Below are 18666 nucleotides of genomic sequence, written 5' to 3'. Positions count from 1 at the left end.
TTATTTAATCATCTGCTCGATCCAAAGATGATAGATTTGTTTAGAGAAAATTGGTGTATCTTTTATGATATATCGTGCTAGCCCACTGTTTTTAAATTGATTTTGGACTGAATCAATAGGTAGCATCGATGCTGTACTTAAAACTAAAAACACTCCAATATAGACGACGATCAAACTTATAAAACCGCCAGCTAACCAATTCGCTTGTTTTAATACAGGTACAAAAACTAAGCCATGAGCTAAAACAGCCAATAGTCTCACAACTAACCAACCTGCTGCTAAGATAAGTAAAAAGGCTACCGCACCGTAAAACGCTTGATCTAAATCAAGTGTAATATCTTGTTTGAAAAAAACCAATTTAGTCTCAGCTGTTGGTGACGGATACGGGATGAACAATTCCAGATGAGAGGCTAAACTCTTATAATACGTTTTGGCGATAAAATAAGAACAAAGATAGCCAAATGTATAGAGAGCTTGCAAAATCAGTCCTCGTCTCGCTCCTGTATAAAATCCAATGGCGAAAAATAGTAATATAAGTAATGTTAACATCCTGTCATCCTCTCAGATTATTGGTCTTGAGTGCTTTTGCTTTGAATTTGCTGTTTTCTATTTTCATTTAAGATTTGCTGTGCTTCCATATGATTATGGATTTCTACATCATCTTGACCGTTTTTTTTCAGCACACCTCTTGCCTCTTCTTCAATCGCTTCAATACGTTTGATTCGATTTTCCAGTTCTGCTAATCGAATGGTACGTTTTTTTAACTCAGCTACTTCTTGTTCTAAGTGAAGTACTTTTTCTTGTTTTTTTAACTGATCAGAAATTGCATTGATTGCTAATAGTACTGATGCTTGTTCATCATTGGTTTGTGGTGAAATATGTTTGATTTCAGCTAGTTGCTCATTCACTAGCTTTGTCACTAAATCCATATGTTGTTTGCTTTCTTGTCCGATGATTGTATACGTATGCTCTGCAATCACAGCTTTATATCTTGTTTTTTCTTTGACCATGATAGTGTTCCCTCCTGTAGTGATCCATTACATGTTATTGTACCATGAAAGTTAGCATTGTGTGTTCTCAAATAAACCCTTTCTTATTATATGCTACTGAACTAAAAAATTAAAGGTTTAGTCTTATTATTACAACTTTCGTTAGATTTTAATTGAAATACACTTTTCTAAAGAAGCTAGGAGATAAAGAATTCGAATAAATGGTGGGAGCAGAAACATACTTTTGAAGAGATTATTTCTATTTTTACCGTTTACTCGCAGTTAGGGTGTGAAACAAAAGTGAATTTTACTTTTGTCTCACACCCTAATGATCGTTTATAACATATCAAACAATGATAATTGATTTTCATCTGGCAAATCTTTTAATACACCATTTTCGGTCATATATTCAATCAATGTTTTCGAAACTTTTCCTCTACTCGCCAGGTCTTCTTTAGACAAGAAAGGTTCATTTCTTGCTTCAACAATCGATTTCGCTACGTTGAGTCCCAAACTAGGAACCGCTCTAAATGGCGCAATCAAGGTATCTCCATCAATCACGAAATTCTCAGCATCTGATTTATATAAATCGATCATACCAAATTTAAACCCACGTTCGATCATTTCGTTAGCAAGCTCTAAAACAGTTAATAGATTCTTTTCTTTTGTAGATGCTTCTAGTCCTTTATCTTGAATTTCTTTCATTCTTGCTTTCACTGCCTCTTTTCCTTGTGACATTGAGACTAAGTCGAAATCATCTGCACGAACGGAAAAATAAGCACAGTAATAAAGGATTGGAAAGTAGACTTTAAAATAGGCAACACGCAACGCCATCAAAACGTAGGCGGCAGCATGCGCTTTTGGGAACATATACTTGATTTTCGAACAAGAATCGATATACCAATCTGGTACATTGTTTTCTTTCATCGCAGTCAAATATTCTTCTCTTAGTTCATCTGGAATTTTGTTCCAAAGCCCTTTACGTACAGTCTCCATGATTTTGAAGGCCATCCCACTATCTAGTCCAGCATGGATCAAATAAACCATGATATCATCACGACAACCAATTACTTCTGCCAGCGTCGCTTCTCCTCGCCTAATCAATTCCTCAGCATTGCCTAACCAAACGTCCGTCCCGTGAGACAGACCAGATATTTGAAGTAGCTCTGCGAAAGTGGATGGATGGGTCTCTTCCAACATTCCTCGTACAAATCGAGTCCCAAACTCTGGTATTCCTAGAGTACCCGTTTTAGAATAAATTTGTTCCGGTGTTACGCCTAACACTTCAGGACCAGCGAAAATACGCATCATTTCAGGATCGTCTGTCGGAATCGTTTTAGGGTCGATTCCAGATAGGTCTTGCAGCATTCGAATAACAGTAGGATCATCATGCCCTAATATATCAAGTTTTAAAATATTATCGTGGATCGAATGGAAATCAAAATGTGTCGTTTTCCATTCAGAGTTTTGATCATCAGCAGGAAACTGGATCGGCGTGAAATCGTACACATCCATATAATCCGGGATAACGATGATACCACCTGGATGTTGACCTGTTGTTCGTTTGACCCCTGTAGAACCTTTCGCTAAACGATCCACTTCGGCTGCTCTAAAATGAAGATTATGGTCACGCTCATATCCTTTCACAAATCCATAAGCTGTCTTATCTGCAACAGTACCGATAGTTCCAGCTCGATACACGTATTCTTCACCAAATAAAACTTTCGTATAATTGTGCGCTTCAGCTTGATAATCTCCTGAGAAGTTCAAATCGATATCGGGTACTTTGTCTCCATGGAAGCCTAAAAAAGTTTCAAATGGAATATCATGACCATCTTTAAACAAACGTTGACCGCAGTTTGGACAATTTTTCTCAGGCATATCAAAACCAGAACCATATGATCCGTCTTCAAAAAATTCAGAATGTTGACAATTAACACAGTGATAATGAGGTGCCAGAGGATTAACTTCCGTAATCCCTGTCATCGTCGCTACAAAACTTGAACCTACCGATCCACGAGAACCCACTAAGTAACCATCTTCCATACTTTTATGCACTAATTTTTGAGAAATCAAATAAATAACTGAAAATCCATTTCCGATAATACTATCTAATTCTTTTTTTAACCGTTTTTCAACAATATCAGGCAAAGGATCCCCGTAAAGTTCTTTTGCACGAGTATAGCTTAAATTTCTGATCTCATCTTCAGATCCGGGAATCTTTGGTGTATATAGATCATCTTTGACAGGTGTGATTTCATCACACATATCTGCAATTGCATTTGGATTTTCTACAACAATTCGATGAGCTGTCTCTTCACCTAAAAATTGAAAAGCAGTCAACATTTCATCGGTCGTTCTAAAGTGAACCGCTGGTAAACTATGACGATTCAATGGATTAGCTCCACCCATAGATCCAACTAATATTTTTCGATAAATGCTGTCTTCTTCATTAAGATAGTGGACATTTCCAGTAGCTACAACGGGTTTTTCTAATTCATCTCCAATTTTCACTAAGTTCGTAATAATTTCTTCTAAGTCAGCTTCACTTTTCACCAATTCTTGTTCAAGCAGTGGCGCATATACAGCTTTGGGCATGACTTCGATATAATCGTAAAACTTTGCACGATTTTTGGCTTCTTCTACCCCTTTTTGCATCATAGCTTCAAAGATTTCACCATTGGAACAGGCAGAACCAATGATCAAGCCTTCCCGTAATTTACTCAACTGTGAGCGAGGAATTCGTGGAATCCTGAAAAAGTAATTGATATTCGACATCGAAATTAATTTAAAAAGGTTTTTCAACCCAACTTGAGTCGTTGCTAAAATCGTTGCATGGAAAGGTCTAGCACGTTTATATGAATCGCCTTCTCCAATATGCATATTCAGTTCGTCGTGATAATTCATATCGTGATTTTCTTTGGCATCTTTCAAAAAGATCCAGCATAAATGTCCAGTTGATTCAGAATCGTAAATCGCACGGTGATGTTGTTCTAGATTGACACCGAATTTTTTAGATAATGTATTTAAGCGATGGCTTTTAAATGTCGGATTTAAATAGCGAGATAATTCCAAGGTATCAATAACTGGATTTTCAGCTTCTGGAATCCCATATTTGCCATTACTTGTATTTAAGAAACCCATATCGAATGATGCATTGTGGGCTACAAGAATTGTATCTTCTGAGAACTCTTTAAATAAACGTAGGACTTCCTCTTCCGATTTTGAGCCGCGTACCATTTCATCCGTGATCCCAGTTAAATTAATCGTTGTTTGGGATAAAGGATGGCCTGGATCGATAAATTGTTCAAACGTATCAATGATATTCCCTTTGTGCATTTTAACAGCTGCAAGCTCAATAATCGTATCATAGACCGCTGATAGTCCAGTTGTTTCCACGTCAAAGACAACATATGTAGCTTCACTTAGTTCAATATGAGCTTCGTTATAAGCAATTGGAACGCCATCGTCTACAACATTAGCTTCTACGCCATATAAAATTTTGACTCCTGCTTTTTTTCCAGCACTATGAGCATCTGGAAATCCTTGTGCTCCACCATGATCAGTGATAGCAATTGCTTTATGCCCCCATTTTCCAGCTTGAGCAACATAATCAGCAACGTTGTTTGTTGCATCCATCGTACTCATATTACTGTGTAAATGAAGTTCTACACGTTTATCACCTTCTGGAGCATAGTCCTTACGTGGCGCATGTTTGACCTCCATCAAATCTTGGCAGTTCATCACTAGATCACGCATAAAGGTATCTTCTTGAATACTTCCCCGAACTCGAATCCAGCTATTTTTTTGAATTGCATCAAAAACTTGTTCATCTTTTTCGCCATTTGAGAATTTTTTAACGATAAATGATGAGGTATAATCCGTAATTTTTAAAATCAATATTTTTCGTTTTGAACGTAATTCTCGTACTTCTACATCAAAAACAAATCCTTCGATCGTCACTCGACGCTCTTCTTCTAAAATATTGCCCATTGGCATGATCGGTTCATCATTTGGTATATTACGGCCAAGACGAATCGGTCCTTCAAGCGCTGGTCCTTGTTGCTGCTGTTGTTTTTTCTTTTGTTCATGCTTGATAAGTGATTCGGCTGCTTGTTGTTGGAACGCTGCATTTTGTTCTTGCTTGCGCTCTTCAAATAATGCCAATACTCGTTTTGCTTGCTGCTCATCCATTTTAGGTTCAATATGAAATTTTTGAAATCCATAATTAATATAAAGCTCTTCAATTATCGGTAAATATTGTTGTTTCAAATAAGGAATAACTGCGTCATTATCTACTGGTAGAATAATTTTTTTATCTTCGATAATTGGCGTTTGCGTCTTGATTACGCGCTGAACTAAAGGCGTATCACATTGACTATTCAATAATGCTAATTGCCAATAATCGGTCAATTGTTCTTCAGTGAATTCATTTTTTTCAGTTGAAATTTTTACAGATACGCTTGCAATTTGTTGGAAGGCTAATTCTAATTGCTGCATAAACGATTGATAAAGCATTATCGGTAAAATTTCAGTGAATCCTAAATGGAATTCCCATAAGCGGCTTTGTTGATGAACAACAACTTTGTCAATTCTTCCTTGCTGAATAAACGGATGTTGCCGCTCTTGTTCATTTAATTGAATTTGATCAATCAACTTTGCAAATAATTCTTGTGCTTTGTCTGCCACTGATGAACCTCCTTATATTAAAAGCGAAACAAGCTCGTTCAGCCTTAACTGAAAAATAGGAAACTATAACTGGGGAGCTCTTTGTCTCAATTATCGTTTATCTTTTTTTTGAAAAGGCTAGCTTGTATAGCTAGATAGATGAAAGCGAAATGGACTGTTTGAGCTCTGACTCAAAAACATGAAAATAGGATAAAGATGTTTTTTATTTAATTTTCACTTTTTTTCAAAAAAATCAGTCCATAAAGCGAAATAAATTTAAACTCACCAGTCTTCAACTGGATAACTTGATAAGAAAGAGGCCCTTAGACATTTCTGCCAAGTGCCTCGCCATAGTTAAGTATACTATTTTTCTAGATGAAATACAATGTAAAGAACACTCATACAAGTCGATTTACCTGTACTATATTTGCTTGTGGAACTGAAAACCTGTCTATGAAATCAGATTAGTGATTGATTCCATAGACAGGTTAAATTTATTCTTTGTCTGCATTCAATAAAATAGATAATGTACTTTCAAGCTCTTCTTTACGAACTTCGACCATTTCTCCAGTTCGTTTGATTTTCACTTCAACTACACCATCAACTGCTTTTTTACCAACTGTGATACGGATCGGACAACCGATCAAGTCAGCATCTGCAAATTTCACCCCTGCTCGTTCATTACGGTCATCAACTAAGACCTCATATCCAGCAACTGACATCACTTCTTCTACTTCTTGTGCAAGTTTCGTTTGATAGTCGTCTTTAATGTTCATTTGAACGACATGTAGATCGAATGGTGAGATTCCTGCAGGCCAATTAATTCCATTCTCATCAATATTTTGTTCAACAATCGCTGAAAGCAAACGGCTAACACCGATTCCGTAACAGCCCATGATGACATGTTTTTCTCTACCATTCTCGTCCAAAACTGTTGCGCCCATAGCTTCACTGTAACGAGTTCCAAGTTTAAAGATATGACCAATCTCAATACCTTTAGTAAATTCTAAAACGCCATTTCCATCTGGAGAAGGATCGCCCTCTTGTACAAAACGTAAATCTTCATAACTTATTGGCGTAAAATCACGTCCTGGATTAACGTTATTATAATGAAATCCAGTTTCATTTGCTCCAGTTATTGCATTTGCTAAATCTTGGACATGTAAATCTGCAAATAACTTCACTTCTTCAGATAGTTCAACTGGTCCGATAGACCCAAAGTCACCACCTAAATATTTTCGTGCATCTTCATCTGTTGCTTCCTCTAAAAAGTCAACACCCAAGAAGTTTTTCAGCTTAACATCATTCACTTCATGATCGCCACGCACTAAAACTAAAACAGGTTCACTATCCGCCATAAATAAAACTGACTTAATAACACGTTGTGGATCAACAGTGAAAAATGCAGCCACTTGTTCAATTGTTCCAACATTTGGCGTAGCTATTTTTTCGATGTCTAATTGTGTTTCGTGTGATTTTTTAGGAGTATAAAGACTTGTTGCCATTTCCAGGTTTGCTGCATAATCACTATCTGTTGAAAAACAAATAGTATCTTCACCTATATCAGAAATTGCCATGAATTCTTTAGAATCTTTTCCACCCATAGCGCCGCCATCACCAATGATTGCTCTAAAATTTAAACCGCAACGCTCAAAAATAGCTGAGTAAGCTTTCTCATAATCACGGTAAGATTGATCTAAACTTTCTTCATCAGCATGGAAAGAATAACCATCCTTCATAATAAACTCTCGACCACGTAATAAACCAAAACGAGGACGTTTTTCATCACGGTATTTTGTTTGAATTTGATAAAGGTTCAATGGCAAGCGCTTATATGAATTAATTTCGTCACGAATCAATTCTGTAAATGTCTCTTCATGTGTTGGACCAAGAATATAATCACGCTCATTACGATCTTTCAAACGATAAAGATTTGGACCATATGTTTCATAGCGTCCTGATTCTTTCCATAATTCTGCTGGTAATAATGCAGGCATCAACATTTCAATTGCGTCGATTTTATCGAATTCTTCTCTCATGATTTTTTTTAGTTTCTCAAGTACTCGATTCGCTAATGGTAAATAAGAGTAAATCCCTGCTGAGACTTGGCGGATATAACCTGCTCTCAATAGCATTTGATGACTTAATACTTCTGCATCATTAGGCACCTCACGTAAAGTAGGGATTAACATTTTTGACTGTTTCATTAGAACTCTCCTTTGTCTAAACGAATTGTTGAAACTCCTCAAGTGATTCGTTATAAAATCCAATTAATTAATTAAAAGAAAAATCGTTGAATATCATTCCAAGTTACTAACACCATCAATAACATGATGAACCCAAAACCAATCAGTGTCAGTATTCCTTCTTTTTCTTGACTTAAAGGTTTCCCTCTAACTCCCTCAAAAATATTTAAAACGATTTTACCGCCATCTAAAGCCGGAATCGGAAGTAAATTAATGATTCCAAGATTGACTGATAACATGGCCATTAGCCAAATCACTGTACTTAAGCCTGCTTTTGAGGCTTCTGAAGACATCTGGAAGATCATTACTGGACCACCCAATTTATCTAAACTAAAACCAGTAAACATTGATTTAAGCGCTGTGAATATTTGCATAGAACTACTTAAAGTTGTTTGAATACCACCAACCAATTTATCAGCTAAACCAGTTCTCATAGGTGGTAATATTCCAATCACGCCAATTTCTTTATCTCCTGATTTTTGACTTTTAGGTGTAATATCGACCTCTTTCGTCTTTCCATCAGACTCAACCATCATATTTAGTTCTTTATCCGGACTATCTTGAATAATTTTTGTAAAATCATTCCAATCACTCACTGATTTTCCATCAATCGATACGATTCTATCGTCTGCTTTCAAGCTAGCTTTTTCTGCTGGACTATCCGGTTGAATGCCGCCTATCAGATTCGTATTCGTATACGTTACGCCACCTTGCATAAAAACGTAAATTGTAAACAATACAAACGCTAAAATAAAATTGTTCATCGGTCCAGCAAAATTCGTCAACATTCGTTGCCAAAGTTTTGCTGATTGGAACTGTACATCTATTGGTGCGATTCTCACTTCTGTACCGTCTTGTTCAATGATAGTTGCATCATGATTTACGTTGTATGTGATTTCTTCAGATTCATCACCATTGACATAACCTTTGATAAATAATTCTTTTTCTAGATCAGCTTCTAACATTTCCATTGGAATACTGTTTGTCAGCTGAACTTTTTTACTTGTGTTGATTTTTACGACTTCTTCTTGTTCATTCAATTCAACAGAAAGAGTCATTCCAGGGGCTAGCTCAGTCTCATCTTCTCCCATTCCAGCCATGCGTACATAGCCACCTATAGGTAAAATTCGAATCGTATAAGCAGTTCCATCTTTTCCTTGATGTGCAAAAATCTTTGGTCCCATGCCAATCGCAAATTCACGTACTAAAATACCAGAACGCTTTGCGAAGAAAAAATGTCCAAACTCATGCACTAAGACAAGAATTCCAAAGACAATAATAAATGTAATAATTGTTTTCATAAACGACCTTCTTCCTTTATCCATCTTTCTACGATAGTTCTTGTTTGTTTATCGATCGCGATCACTTCGTTAAAAGTGACTTCATTCGTTTCTGAATAGTTCTCCACTGCTTTTTGGACAAATTCTTCAATTTGACTATATGAAATTTCTCCATCAATAAATGCATTGGCTGCAATTTCATTGGCTGCATTGTAAACAGTTGGGTACGCTCCGCCTTTTTTTCCGACATAAAATGCTAATGCTAGCATTGGGAAACGATCAAAATCCATTAGTCCAAAATTCAATTGACCAATCTGTGTTAAATCAAAGGACTTTTCATTTTGGATCGGTAAACGGTTTGGATACGTCAATGCATATTGAATCGGTTCACGCATATCACTTGGACCAAGTTGAGCCAAGTATGCACCATCTTTTAAAACGATCATTGAATGAACAATGCTTTCTTTATGTAAAACAACTTTTATTTTATCATAATCTGTACCAAATAACCAATGGGCTTCGATAACTTCTAACCCTTTATTCATCATTGTCGATGAATCAATCGTAATTTTCTTGCCCATTGACCAATTTGGGTGGTTTAATGCTTGCTCCAAAGTGACAGACTTTAGCTCTTCGCGCGTCAAATCTCTAAAGCTGCCGCCAGAAGCTGTGATAACTAACTCCTTTAAATTCCCTTCCTTTTGACCTTCTAAACATTGGAAAATTGCAGAGTGTTCACTATCAACAGGGAGTATACTGACATTATTTTTTTTTGCGGCGTCCATGACCCACTGACCAGCCATCACCAATGTTTCTTTGTTAGCTAATGCAATATCTTTTCCTGCTTCGATTGCTGCCATCGTAGGATTCAGTCCAACACTTCCAGTTACAGCCGTCAATACCACATCCACTTGTTCAAGCGTTGCTGCTTTTATAAGTCCCGCCTCTCCTACACCAAATTCCACTTCTGGAAAACGTTCCATTAACTCTTGTTTTATTTGTTCTGAGCCAACACCTACATACTGCGGTTTTAGTTGTTCGATCAAAGACGCTCCTTTTTCACTGTTTGAATGGAACGTTAGCGAAATGATACGGAATAAATTGGGATAAGCTGTAGCAACATCTACCGTACTCGTACCAATAGAGCCAGTAGCACCTAATAATGCGATTTTTTTCATAGTAAAAAGAAAAACCCTGAACATTCAGAGTTTTTCACCTTCCCTTCTTGTTTAGAAATTAAAATAGTCCGAATAAGTGCATGATCGGAAAAACAAAAAGTAAGCTGTCAAAACGATCTAATATGCCGCCATGTCCTGGTAAAATAGTACCAGAATCTTTTACATCATAATGTCGCTTAATGGAAGATTCCACTAAATCTCCAAATTGACCAACAATTGAAAAAACAACTGTAATTAGCAACATAATCGGTAGCTTGTAAATAAATAGCTCTTTGTTAGGTGTAAGCGTCAAAAATAAAAGAGCTACAACAACTGCACAAAGAATACCACCTAATGAACCTTCAATTGTTTTATTAGGTGAGACTTCGGGCCATAATTTTCTTTTTCCGAATCGCTTTCCAATAAAATAAGCACCGATATCCGTTGACCAAACAACAAATAATGCATAAAGCAAAACTACAAATCCAGTATGTCTAGCGCTCACAAAGTTTTGGAACCCAACACCTACATATAAACTTGTAATCACTGGAAACCCAGCTTGAGAGATTGTATACATATTTTTTGAAGCAACTAAGCCACCTAATAAAATCATGACTGTTAGATAAAATAAAATAAAATTATCTGCTTTTTCTGGTAAAAAGAAAAACCAACGGTCTTTTGGCAGAACCAAAAATACTGCTCCTAAAGCAGAAAGTACACCTTCAAAACTTATAATTTCTAACCCTTTCATTCTAAATAACTCATATACACCTATGACTGCTAATAATGCTGCCGCAAGTTCAATCACAAATCCTCCATACCAAATGATCGGTATAAAAACCACTAATGCTACGACCGCTGTAATAACGCGCTGTCTCATTTATCTTCCTCCTCAGTTTCCTTTAAGCCGCCAAAACGGCGATTTCTATTTTGAAACGATGCTAGTGCTTGTTCTAACAAATCATCTTTAAAATCAGGCCACAATGCATCTGTAAAAAACAATTCGCTGTAAGCAATCTGCCAAAGTAAAAAATTGCTGATTCTTTCTTCACCACTAGTACGAATCAATAATTCTGGATCTCTTAAATCTTCTGCTAAAAAACCGGTCATCAAATGATCCGCAATTGTTGTTTCAGTAATATTATCAGGAGAAAGTTCATTATTTGCTGTTTTTTCAGCGATTTCTTTTACTGCTGTGAGAATTTCTGCTCTTGACCCATAGTTTAAAGCAAAATTCAAAATCATACCAGTATTATTTTTAGTCTGTTCAATCGCACGTTCAACAGCTTCTTGAGTGTGTGCTGGTAAAAATTCTTTATACCCCATCACCTGTACTTTTACATTTTCTTTGATCAACTCTGGCACAAATGTATCAAAGAAATCTACTGGCAGCTGCATTAAAAAACTCACTTCATCTGTTGGACGTTTCCAGTTTTCAGTAGAAAATGCATATAATGTCAAGACCTTGATTCCTAGCTTACTTGCGTGTTTCGTAACTTTTTTAACAGTATTCATACCTTCTTTATGTCCAGCAATTCTAGGTAGACGACGATTTTGAGCCCATCGTCCATTCCCATCCATGATTATCGCTACGTGTCCAGGGATCGGACCTTCGCTATCAAAAGTAAATGTACTCTCTTTTTGTATGTATTTATTCTTTTGTGGAAAAAAACGTAGCATATTTTTCCCTCCATTCCAAAAATCTGTCTAGACTATTATAGCAATATCTTTCGGAAATGCCTATGCAAATGAAAAATTTTCGTCATTATTTAATAAATTTATTGAGAAATTTCTCCAATTCAATCAGAAATTAAGTGATTTTTTTGCTACTCACCTGCAAAGCTTTCAATAATTTACATTAAATTCAAAAAAGAAAGGAAACAAAACTTAAAGCTGCTTTGCTTCACCTTCTATGATTTTTTTAATCAATTTATTTTTGCTTTATTGGAAGTTTTACTTCCCTATGGTTTTAGATTCCCTTTACTAATCCCAATTTGAACCACAGAATTGATTGGAATAAATTCATTATACTGGCTCATTTTAACAACGGTTCCTTTCGTAACAGTCGAATCGACATAAGTAACTCGATACGTGATATTTGCACCTTTAGATTGATATTCGTCATAGAATATTTTTTGAAGATCTCCCTCTAAAGTATTGTCACGTAAATCTTTGATATATGGCTTTCCGATTGAATAAACTACTTGGATCAATGGCTTGGGCTCTTTTTCTGTATATTTCTTCCCAATTTCAACCGATTGACTAATAAATTGTCCATAAGGAACTTCCTCACTAAACACTTGCTGGACTTGTACTTGCAATCCATTTGCTTTTGCTTCCGCTTCTTCTGATTTAAATTGTGAGAAGTCTGGAACAGTCAATGCTTTACCTGTTGAAACGATAATCGACATTGATTCTTTTTTTGCAACTTTAGTGTCTTTCCCGATACTTTGTGAAATGATTTTTCCACTCTCGACCGTATCTGAATCTGCTTCATCTACTTTGAGTGTAATCTCATTTTTTTTAGCCCATTCCGTTGCTTCTTCTTTTGGTTTACCAGCAAAATCTAGCATTGCGATATCTTTTTCAAAAACTTCTTTCCCTTTAGAAAAATAGACCTTTGATTTGTCTTTGCGTTTGTAGTTTTCAGCTTTTACATCTTTATTCGTTATTTCAAATTTCACATAATCGCCTGCTGGTATTTTATCATTGTATTCTTCAATGATAGCTACATTATCAGCTTTTTGTTCACTGATCCAATTTTTTGCATCATTTATTTTCATTGATTTGAAGTCAGGTAGTGAAACCGGTTCTTCCGGATCTGCTCCAAGGCTGGCATCTACACCTAATTCTTGTCCTTTTTTGATTTGCTTGTTTTTGACTGTTTGGTGAATGATCACATTAGCTTCTTTATCAAAATTATATTTTTGCTCTACCTGGAGCTTCACACCATTTTCGGATGTCCATTCACGAACTTCTGACAGTTCTTTGCCTTCAAAATCTGGAACTTTTACATGAGTCATCTGATAATAGCCAAAATACAACAGTGCAACTGCCGCAAAGGTCCCAAAACCAATATACATAAATTTTCTGATCTTTTTCTTTTTATAGGTCGGATCAGTTTCAATCACTTCATCGGGATTGCGCGACTGCTCAACGGGTGTTACAACACTTGCTTCTTTAGTTGTGACTGGTTCAGATTTTTTCTTTTTTGAACGCTTTTTTGTATAAATCAACTCTTCAAGATTCTCTGGTTGAGTCACTTCTTTAGTACTTGTTTTATTTTGTCTAGTATTATTTGAATTTTGTGGTCCATAAAGCATTTCCGAATCGTTCTCATGTTTCTCTGCTACAGATCTTTTTTTCTTTACTGACATTTTTCCTGATTTTATTTTTTTTGTCTCTGCCTGATTGCCTAATTTATCTTTTTGCTCATTTTTTTGCTGTCGGGTTTTCTCGTAGTTATCACCACTGAAGTTTGATAGAAAATCACTCATATTTTTTTAACACACCTTTTTTCAGGTAATAGGTCTCATCCGATTGCTCAGCGATATCATTAGAGTGCGTCACAACAATGACACACTTATTATGAACCTTCGCTAAATTTTGAAAAATATCGACAATCTCTTGTTCCATTCCTTCATCTAAATTTCCAGTTGGTTCATCAGCCAAAATGATATCTACATTTGTAGCTAACGCACGAGCAATAGCCACACGCTGCTGCTCTCCACCAGAAAGCCGATTTACAAGTCGATCCGCTTTTTCACTTGTGATCCCAATGTAGTCTAACAAATTATAGGCCACTTCTTTTTGATTAGGAGGTAACTGATTATCCGTAATAGACATCGCCACTAATACATTCTCCAGTGCAGTCAGATAAGGAACTAAATTATAACTCTGAAAAATAATACTGATATCATCACGACGATACTTTTCATAACCAATTGTCTTGATATCTTTTCCACGCAGTAATACTTGACCTTCTTTTGGTGTATCTAAAGCACTGATCAGAGAAAGGAACGTTGTTTTTCCTGAACCAGATTGTCCCAAAATGGTATAAAATTTTCCTTGTTTAAAAGCAACATTGGTGTTTTTTAAAATAAACCGACGCTGATCACCATCTTGATAAAAATAACTGAGCGCTTTCGTTTCTAAAATCGCCATTTTTCTTACCTCCTACATCATAATTTTCTTTGGATTTAAACGAACGATGTACAATAATGGTAATACTGCTGCCAATAGTACCGTCCCTAACCCAACGACCAGGTAAGTGATGATATACCCCAAAGAGAATTTCACTTCATAAGCATTCATGATATCATCTGCTGTGAGTTCTGTTGAACCTAGTCCGTCAAATCCTATAAACATATCCATTTGATTACTTGTGCTATTTAATAGGTCACTATTCAATAAAGATTCTGAGACCATTTTTCCTAAGAAATTCCCTGTAATCAGTGACAATATCAATGCAATACCACTTATGATCAACATTTCAATGATGATTTGTCCCATAACATGACTACGTTTATCACCTAAAGATAGATATATTCCCAATTCATGCTTACGATCTCGCATAAATAATAGAACGACAAGTGAAATAATCAATAATGTCGCTATTACAGCAATCATAACTACGTACCCTGAAATTTGAGACATTTTCTTCATACTTCCACCAATTTGTTCGTATTGATCTGTTGAAGCTTTCACCGTATATAATTTTGGTAATAGTGGTTGTGTTTCTTGTTTGAATGCTTCTACATCATCTGGGCTTTTTAAAATATAGACTGGTGTGTAGTATTCTTCTGGATCTTCTTCAGATAGATATGGGCTGTTTGAATCAACTTTTTTTAACTTTTCTAAATAGTCTTTGTTAATTTCCAAGACAGTTTTATTTGGTAAATAAATTGTATTGAGTTGTTGTAAAGACATATATTGTTGATTCATCTTTTGATCTTCATTTTTTTTGTCTTCTTTATCTTTCATTTCAACCGTTGTGGGTTCAAATATGCCAATTATTTGAATCGGTACATCTATCTTGAATAATTCTTTTTCTTCACCGCTCTCGGTATAATCATAACTTCTAGTATCCATCACCATTTGATCTCCTACAGAAAGGCCATTTTCTTCTGCAACTTTTGAAGAGATCAAACCAACATTCTTGCCATTATCAATATCTTCTTGACTAAAAACTTTACCTTCTACTATTTTAATGTTCTTTTCTTCCACATCTAAGACTTTAGCGTAGTTGGAACCTTTTAGACTGAATCCTTCCATCATCATGCCAGACTGGTCTGATTCTGCTGAAATACTTTTTAGTTCTTTTGTTTGTGCCATCGTCTCAGCATTGTAGTCATAATATTTTACATATGGAGAATCTCCTATTTTTTTCATCAAATCTACTTTTAATTGTTCGATTTTAAGGTCTTCTTTTGCAAACTCATCTTGATTGTTTTCATAATCAAGCTGTATCGTCGCCATACCACCTAATTGTTTTTTGACACTTTTTTCAACATTTTGTGTAGACTGCTGAATCGCGATTGAACCCGCGATAACATTTCCCAATACAAATATCACTGCAAATAGAATAAGTGATTTCCCTTTTTTCCTAGTAACACTAAATAATGCTCGCTTGATAAAACTCACTTTCTCATCTCCCTTTAAGAAAAAACATATCTAACTTTATTATTCCATAACACTAAGGGTTTAACAAGATATTTTTTATCACTCGTTCAAACTTCTACTTTTGGTACATTATGAGTGTTAATAAAATATTCGTTTATTTAAAATAACAATTATAAAAAAAAAGCAAAAACAACAAGAAATAACACAATACAGTGTAATTTCTTGTTGTTTTATATTAATTTTATTAAACTTCTAAAAGTTCTTTTTCTTTTTCTGAAGTAATAGTATCAATATTTTTTACGCTATCATCGGTTAATTTTTGAGCTTCTTTTTCTAAATTACGTAACTCATCTTCCGTGATATCATTACTTTTTTGTTGTTTTTTTAATTCATCCATAGTATCTCGGCGAATATTGCGAACTGCGATTTTTGCATTTTCAGCCGCTTTTTTTACATCTTTTGCCAATTCTTTACGACGCTCTTCCGTTAATTGAGGAATCACTAATCGAATCACTGTACCATCATTTGTTGGGCTGATTCCTATGTCACTAGCTTGGATCGCTTTTTCAATATCTTCTAGTGAATTTTTGTCGAAAGGTGTGATCATTAAAACGCGTGCTTCCGGAATATTGATTCCAGCAAGTTGATTCACTGGTGTAAGCGCACCATAATAATCTACTTGAATCCGATCCAAAAGGCTTGCATTAGCTCGTCCTGCACGGATTTGACCAAGTTCTCGTTGTAAACTTTGTTCTGCTTTACTCATTTTTTCTTTTGCAGTTTCTAAAATTGTTCCACTCATTTTTTATTTCCCCCTTACGGTTGTTCCAATATTTTCACCAAGACATGCACGGCGAATATTACCTGTTTCATTTAAATTGAAAACGACTAATGGAATATCATTATCCATGCTTAGTGAGCTTGCTGTTGAATCCATTACTTGTAAACCTTTTGAAATGACATCTAAATGTGTTAGTTCTTCAAATTTGACAGCATTTGCATCTAATTTAGGATCAGCTGAATACACGCCATCAACATTGTTCTTAGCCATTAAAATAACGTCTGCATCTATTTCTGCTGCACGTAAAGCTGCAGTTGTATCAGTTGAAAAATACGGATTTCCTGTTCCTCCCGCAAAGATAACGATACGACCTTTTTCTAGATGACGTTCTGCACGACGACGGATGTAAGGTTCTGCGATTTGACGCATCTCGATAGATGTTTGAACACGTGTCGGAACACCGATATTCTCTAATGTATCTTGTAAAGCCAAAGCGTTCATTACTGTTGCCAACATTCCCATGTAATCAGCCTGCGCACGCTCCATGCCCATTTGAGCACCGATTTGTCCACGCCAGATATTTCCGCCACCGACAACGATTGCCATCTCAATTCCTAATTCATGGACTTCTTTAATTTCTTCTACAATCTCTTTGATTGTTGGAGGTTTAATTCCAAACCCTTCTTCTCCGGCCAAAGCTTCGCCACTTAACTTTAATACAACACGTTGATATTTAGGTTTTACCATTTTTGTTTTCCCTCCACCATTTGTCTAAGAACATTTTAACATACTCTAGATATTCTGCCAGTCTATTTCATTTGATTTGCCTAAAAAAAGGGAGCGCATCTCAATGCGTTCCCAACTGTTACACAGGTAACAGATTTATTTTTTTATTTGACTCATTACTTCATCTGCAAAATTATCTTCACGTTTTTCGATTCCTTCGCCAACTTCAAAACGGATGAATGATTTAACTGTTGCTCCTTTAGAAGCAACGTATTTTTCAACTGTCATATCTGGATCTTTAACGAATGGTTGATCCACTAGAGAAATTTCAGCTTTAAATTTGTTTAAGCGTCCAACAACCATTTTATCAACGATATTTGCTGGTTTGCCTTCATTTAGAGCTTGTTCAGAAAGAATCGCTTTTTCATGTTCTAATTCTTCTTGAGGGATTTGAGACTCATCCACATAACGAGGATTGATAGCTGCTACGTGCATTGCAATATCTTTTGCAACTTCTTCGTCAGTTGTTCCTTCTAATACAGTCAATACTGCAATACGTCCGCCCATGTGTAAATAAGCTCCGAACGCAGCATTATCATCTTTTTCTACTAATTCAAAACGACGGAAGTTGATTTTTTCACCGATAACAGTTGTTGCTTCGATCAATTCAGTTTCTAAAGTACCTTTATCTGTTTTAAGAGCTAAAGCTTCTTCCATGTTTGCTGGTTTATTTGTCGCAATTTCAGTTGCAATTTTTTTCACTAAATCTTGGAACATTTCATTTTTAGAAACAAAGTCTGTTTCAGAGTTTACTTCAACGATTGCTGCAAAATTACCATTTGAAGAAACGTTTGCTAAACCTTCTGCCGCTACACGGTCATTTTTCTTAGCAGCTTTGGCCATCCCTTTTTCACGTAAGTAATCAACAGCCGCTTCCATGTTACCTTCTACTTCTACTAATGCTCTTTTTGCATCCATCATACCGACACCAGTCATGTCGCGTAGTTCTTTAACTAATTTTGCTGAAATATCTGCCATTTTTTTGTTCCTCCTAGTTTTAAAAGCGTAGTAGGCTCGTTTTACCTTGACAGAAAAATAGGAAAACATGAGGTTGGTGCTTTTTACCAAAATCAGGTTTTATCTTTTTTCCGAAAGGTTAGCCTACGAAGCTAGATAGTTTTAAAAGCGTAGTAGGCT

The 18666-nt window shown here is 35.8% G+C and carries 14 protein-coding genes; all 14 read right to left on the bottom strand.

What is annotated here, in order from left to right; genetic code table 11:
• Entirely contained in the window at positions 1 to 549 is a 549-nt protein-coding gene (locus IGI43_RS00530) for a CvpA family protein (RefSeq protein ID WP_438755853.1), read from the bottom strand.
• A 17-nt stretch (positions 550 to 566) separates the two neighbouring features.
• The gene (gene zapA / locus IGI43_RS00525) at positions 567 to 1010 is read right to left on the bottom strand and encodes a cell division protein ZapA (protein ID WP_438755852.1); all 444 of its coding nucleotides are present in this window, start codon (positions 1008 to 1010) and stop codon (positions 567 to 569) included.
• A gap of 315 nt (positions 1011 to 1325) precedes the next feature.
• The gene (locus tag IGI43_RS00520; protein WP_438755851.1) at positions 1326 to 5678 is read right to left on the bottom strand and encodes a PolC-type DNA polymerase III; all 4353 of its coding nucleotides are present in this window, start codon (positions 5676 to 5678) and stop codon (positions 1326 to 1328) included.
• Positions 5679 to 6151: 473 nt separating this feature from the next.
• Entirely contained in the window at positions 6152 to 7864 is a 1713-nt protein-coding gene (locus tag IGI43_RS00515; protein ID WP_438755850.1) for a proline--tRNA ligase, read from the bottom strand.
• Positions 7865 to 7935: 71 nt separating this feature from the next.
• On the bottom strand, positions 7936 to 9204 hold the full coding sequence (rseP, locus tag IGI43_RS00510) for an RIP metalloprotease RseP (RefSeq protein WP_438755849.1): 1269 nt from the start codon (positions 9202 to 9204) through the stop codon (positions 7936 to 7938).
• Entirely contained in the window at positions 9201 to 10361 is a 1161-nt protein-coding gene (locus IGI43_RS00505) for a 1-deoxy-D-xylulose-5-phosphate reductoisomerase (RefSeq protein WP_438755848.1), read from the bottom strand. The genes rseP and IGI43_RS00505 overlap by 4 nt, the downstream gene beginning before the upstream one ends.
• Positions 10362 to 10419: 58 nt before the next feature.
• Complete coding sequence (locus tag IGI43_RS00500; RefSeq protein ID WP_438755847.1) at positions 10420 to 11220, bottom strand: phosphatidate cytidylyltransferase; 801 nt, start codon at positions 11218 to 11220, stop codon at positions 10420 to 10422.
• The gene (locus IGI43_RS00495; RefSeq protein WP_438755846.1) at positions 11217 to 12020 is read right to left on the bottom strand and encodes an isoprenyl transferase; all 804 of its coding nucleotides are present in this window, start codon (positions 12018 to 12020) and stop codon (positions 11217 to 11219) included. Before IGI43_RS00495 ends, IGI43_RS00500 begins: the two co-directional genes overlap by 4 nt.
• A 281-nt stretch (positions 12021 to 12301) precedes the next feature.
• Positions 12302 to 13837: a PASTA domain-containing protein gene (locus IGI43_RS00490; RefSeq protein WP_438755845.1), complete on the bottom strand. Its 1536-nt coding sequence runs from the start codon at positions 13835 to 13837 to the stop codon at positions 12302 to 12304.
• Positions 13830 to 14504 (bottom strand): ABC transporter ATP-binding protein, encoded by a 675-nt coding sequence (locus IGI43_RS00485; protein WP_438755844.1) that lies wholly within the window; start codon positions 14502 to 14504, stop codon positions 13830 to 13832. Before IGI43_RS00485 ends, IGI43_RS00490 begins: the two co-directional genes overlap by 8 nt.
• Positions 14505 to 14516: 12 nt before the next feature.
• Positions 14517 to 15983 (bottom strand): FtsX-like permease family protein, encoded by a 1467-nt coding sequence (locus IGI43_RS00480; protein WP_438755843.1) that lies wholly within the window; start codon positions 15981 to 15983, stop codon positions 14517 to 14519.
• Positions 15984 to 16206: 223 nt separating this feature from the next.
• Positions 16207 to 16764, bottom strand: a complete 558-nt coding sequence (gene frr, locus IGI43_RS00475) for a ribosome recycling factor (protein WP_438755842.1) — start codon at positions 16762 to 16764, stop codon at positions 16207 to 16209.
• A gap of 3 nt (positions 16765 to 16767) precedes the next feature.
• Positions 16768 to 17490, bottom strand: coding sequence for a UMP kinase (pyrH, locus tag IGI43_RS00470; RefSeq protein WP_438755841.1), 723 nt, complete (start codon positions 17488 to 17490; stop codon positions 16768 to 16770).
• A gap of 135 nt (positions 17491 to 17625) precedes the next feature.
• On the bottom strand, positions 17626 to 18507 hold the full coding sequence (gene tsf, locus IGI43_RS00465) for a translation elongation factor Ts (protein WP_438755840.1): 882 nt from the start codon (positions 18505 to 18507) through the stop codon (positions 17626 to 17628).
• Positions 18508 to 18666: the final 159 nt, after the last annotated feature.

The organism is Enterococcus sp. AZ126 (assembly GCF_051714545.1).
Lineage (GTDB): Bacteria > Bacillota > Bacilli > Lactobacillales > Enterococcaceae > Enterococcus_L.
This window is presented reverse-complemented; position numbering and strand designations above follow the sequence as displayed.

Bases quoted from the DNA above. Each gene is read 5' to 3' on its own strand.
- IGI43_RS00530 (WP_438755853.1), bottom strand. From the start codon at position 549: ATGTTAACATTACTTATATTACTATTTTTCGCCATTGGATTTTATACA.
- zapA (WP_438755852.1), bottom strand. From the start codon at position 1,010: ATGGTCAAAGAAAAAACAAGATATAAAGCTGTGATTGCAGAGCATACG.
- IGI43_RS00515 (WP_438755850.1), bottom strand. From the start codon at position 7,864: ATGAAACAGTCAAAAATGTTAATCCCTACTTTACGTGAGGTGCCTAAT.
- rseP (WP_438755849.1), bottom strand. From the start codon at position 9,204: ATGAAAACAATTATTACATTTATTATTGTCTTTGGAATTCTTGTCTTA.
- IGI43_RS00505 (WP_438755848.1), bottom strand. From the start codon at position 10,361: ATGAAAAAAATCGCATTATTAGGTGCTACTGGCTCTATTGGTACGAGT.
- IGI43_RS00500 (WP_438755847.1), bottom strand. From the start codon at position 11,220: ATGAGACAGCGCGTTATTACAGCGGTCGTAGCATTAGTGGTTTTTATA.
- IGI43_RS00495 (WP_438755846.1), bottom strand. From the start codon at position 12,020: ATGCTACGTTTTTTTCCACAAAAGAATAAATACATACAAAAAGAGAGT.
- IGI43_RS00490 (WP_438755845.1), bottom strand. From the start codon at position 13,837: ATGAGTGATTTTCTATCAAACTTCAGTGGTGATAACTACGAGAAAACC.
- IGI43_RS00485 (WP_438755844.1), bottom strand. From the start codon at position 14,504: ATGGCGATTTTAGAAACGAAAGCGCTCAGTTATTTTTATCAAGATGGT.
- frr (WP_438755842.1), bottom strand. From the start codon at position 16,764: ATGAGTGGAACAATTTTAGAAACTGCAAAAGAAAAAATGAGTAAAGCA.
- pyrH (WP_438755841.1), bottom strand. From the start codon at position 17,490: ATGGTAAAACCTAAATATCAACGTGTTGTATTAAAGTTAAGTGGCGAA.
- tsf (WP_438755840.1), bottom strand. From the start codon at position 18,507: ATGGCAGATATTTCAGCAAAATTAGTTAAAGAACTACGCGACATGACT.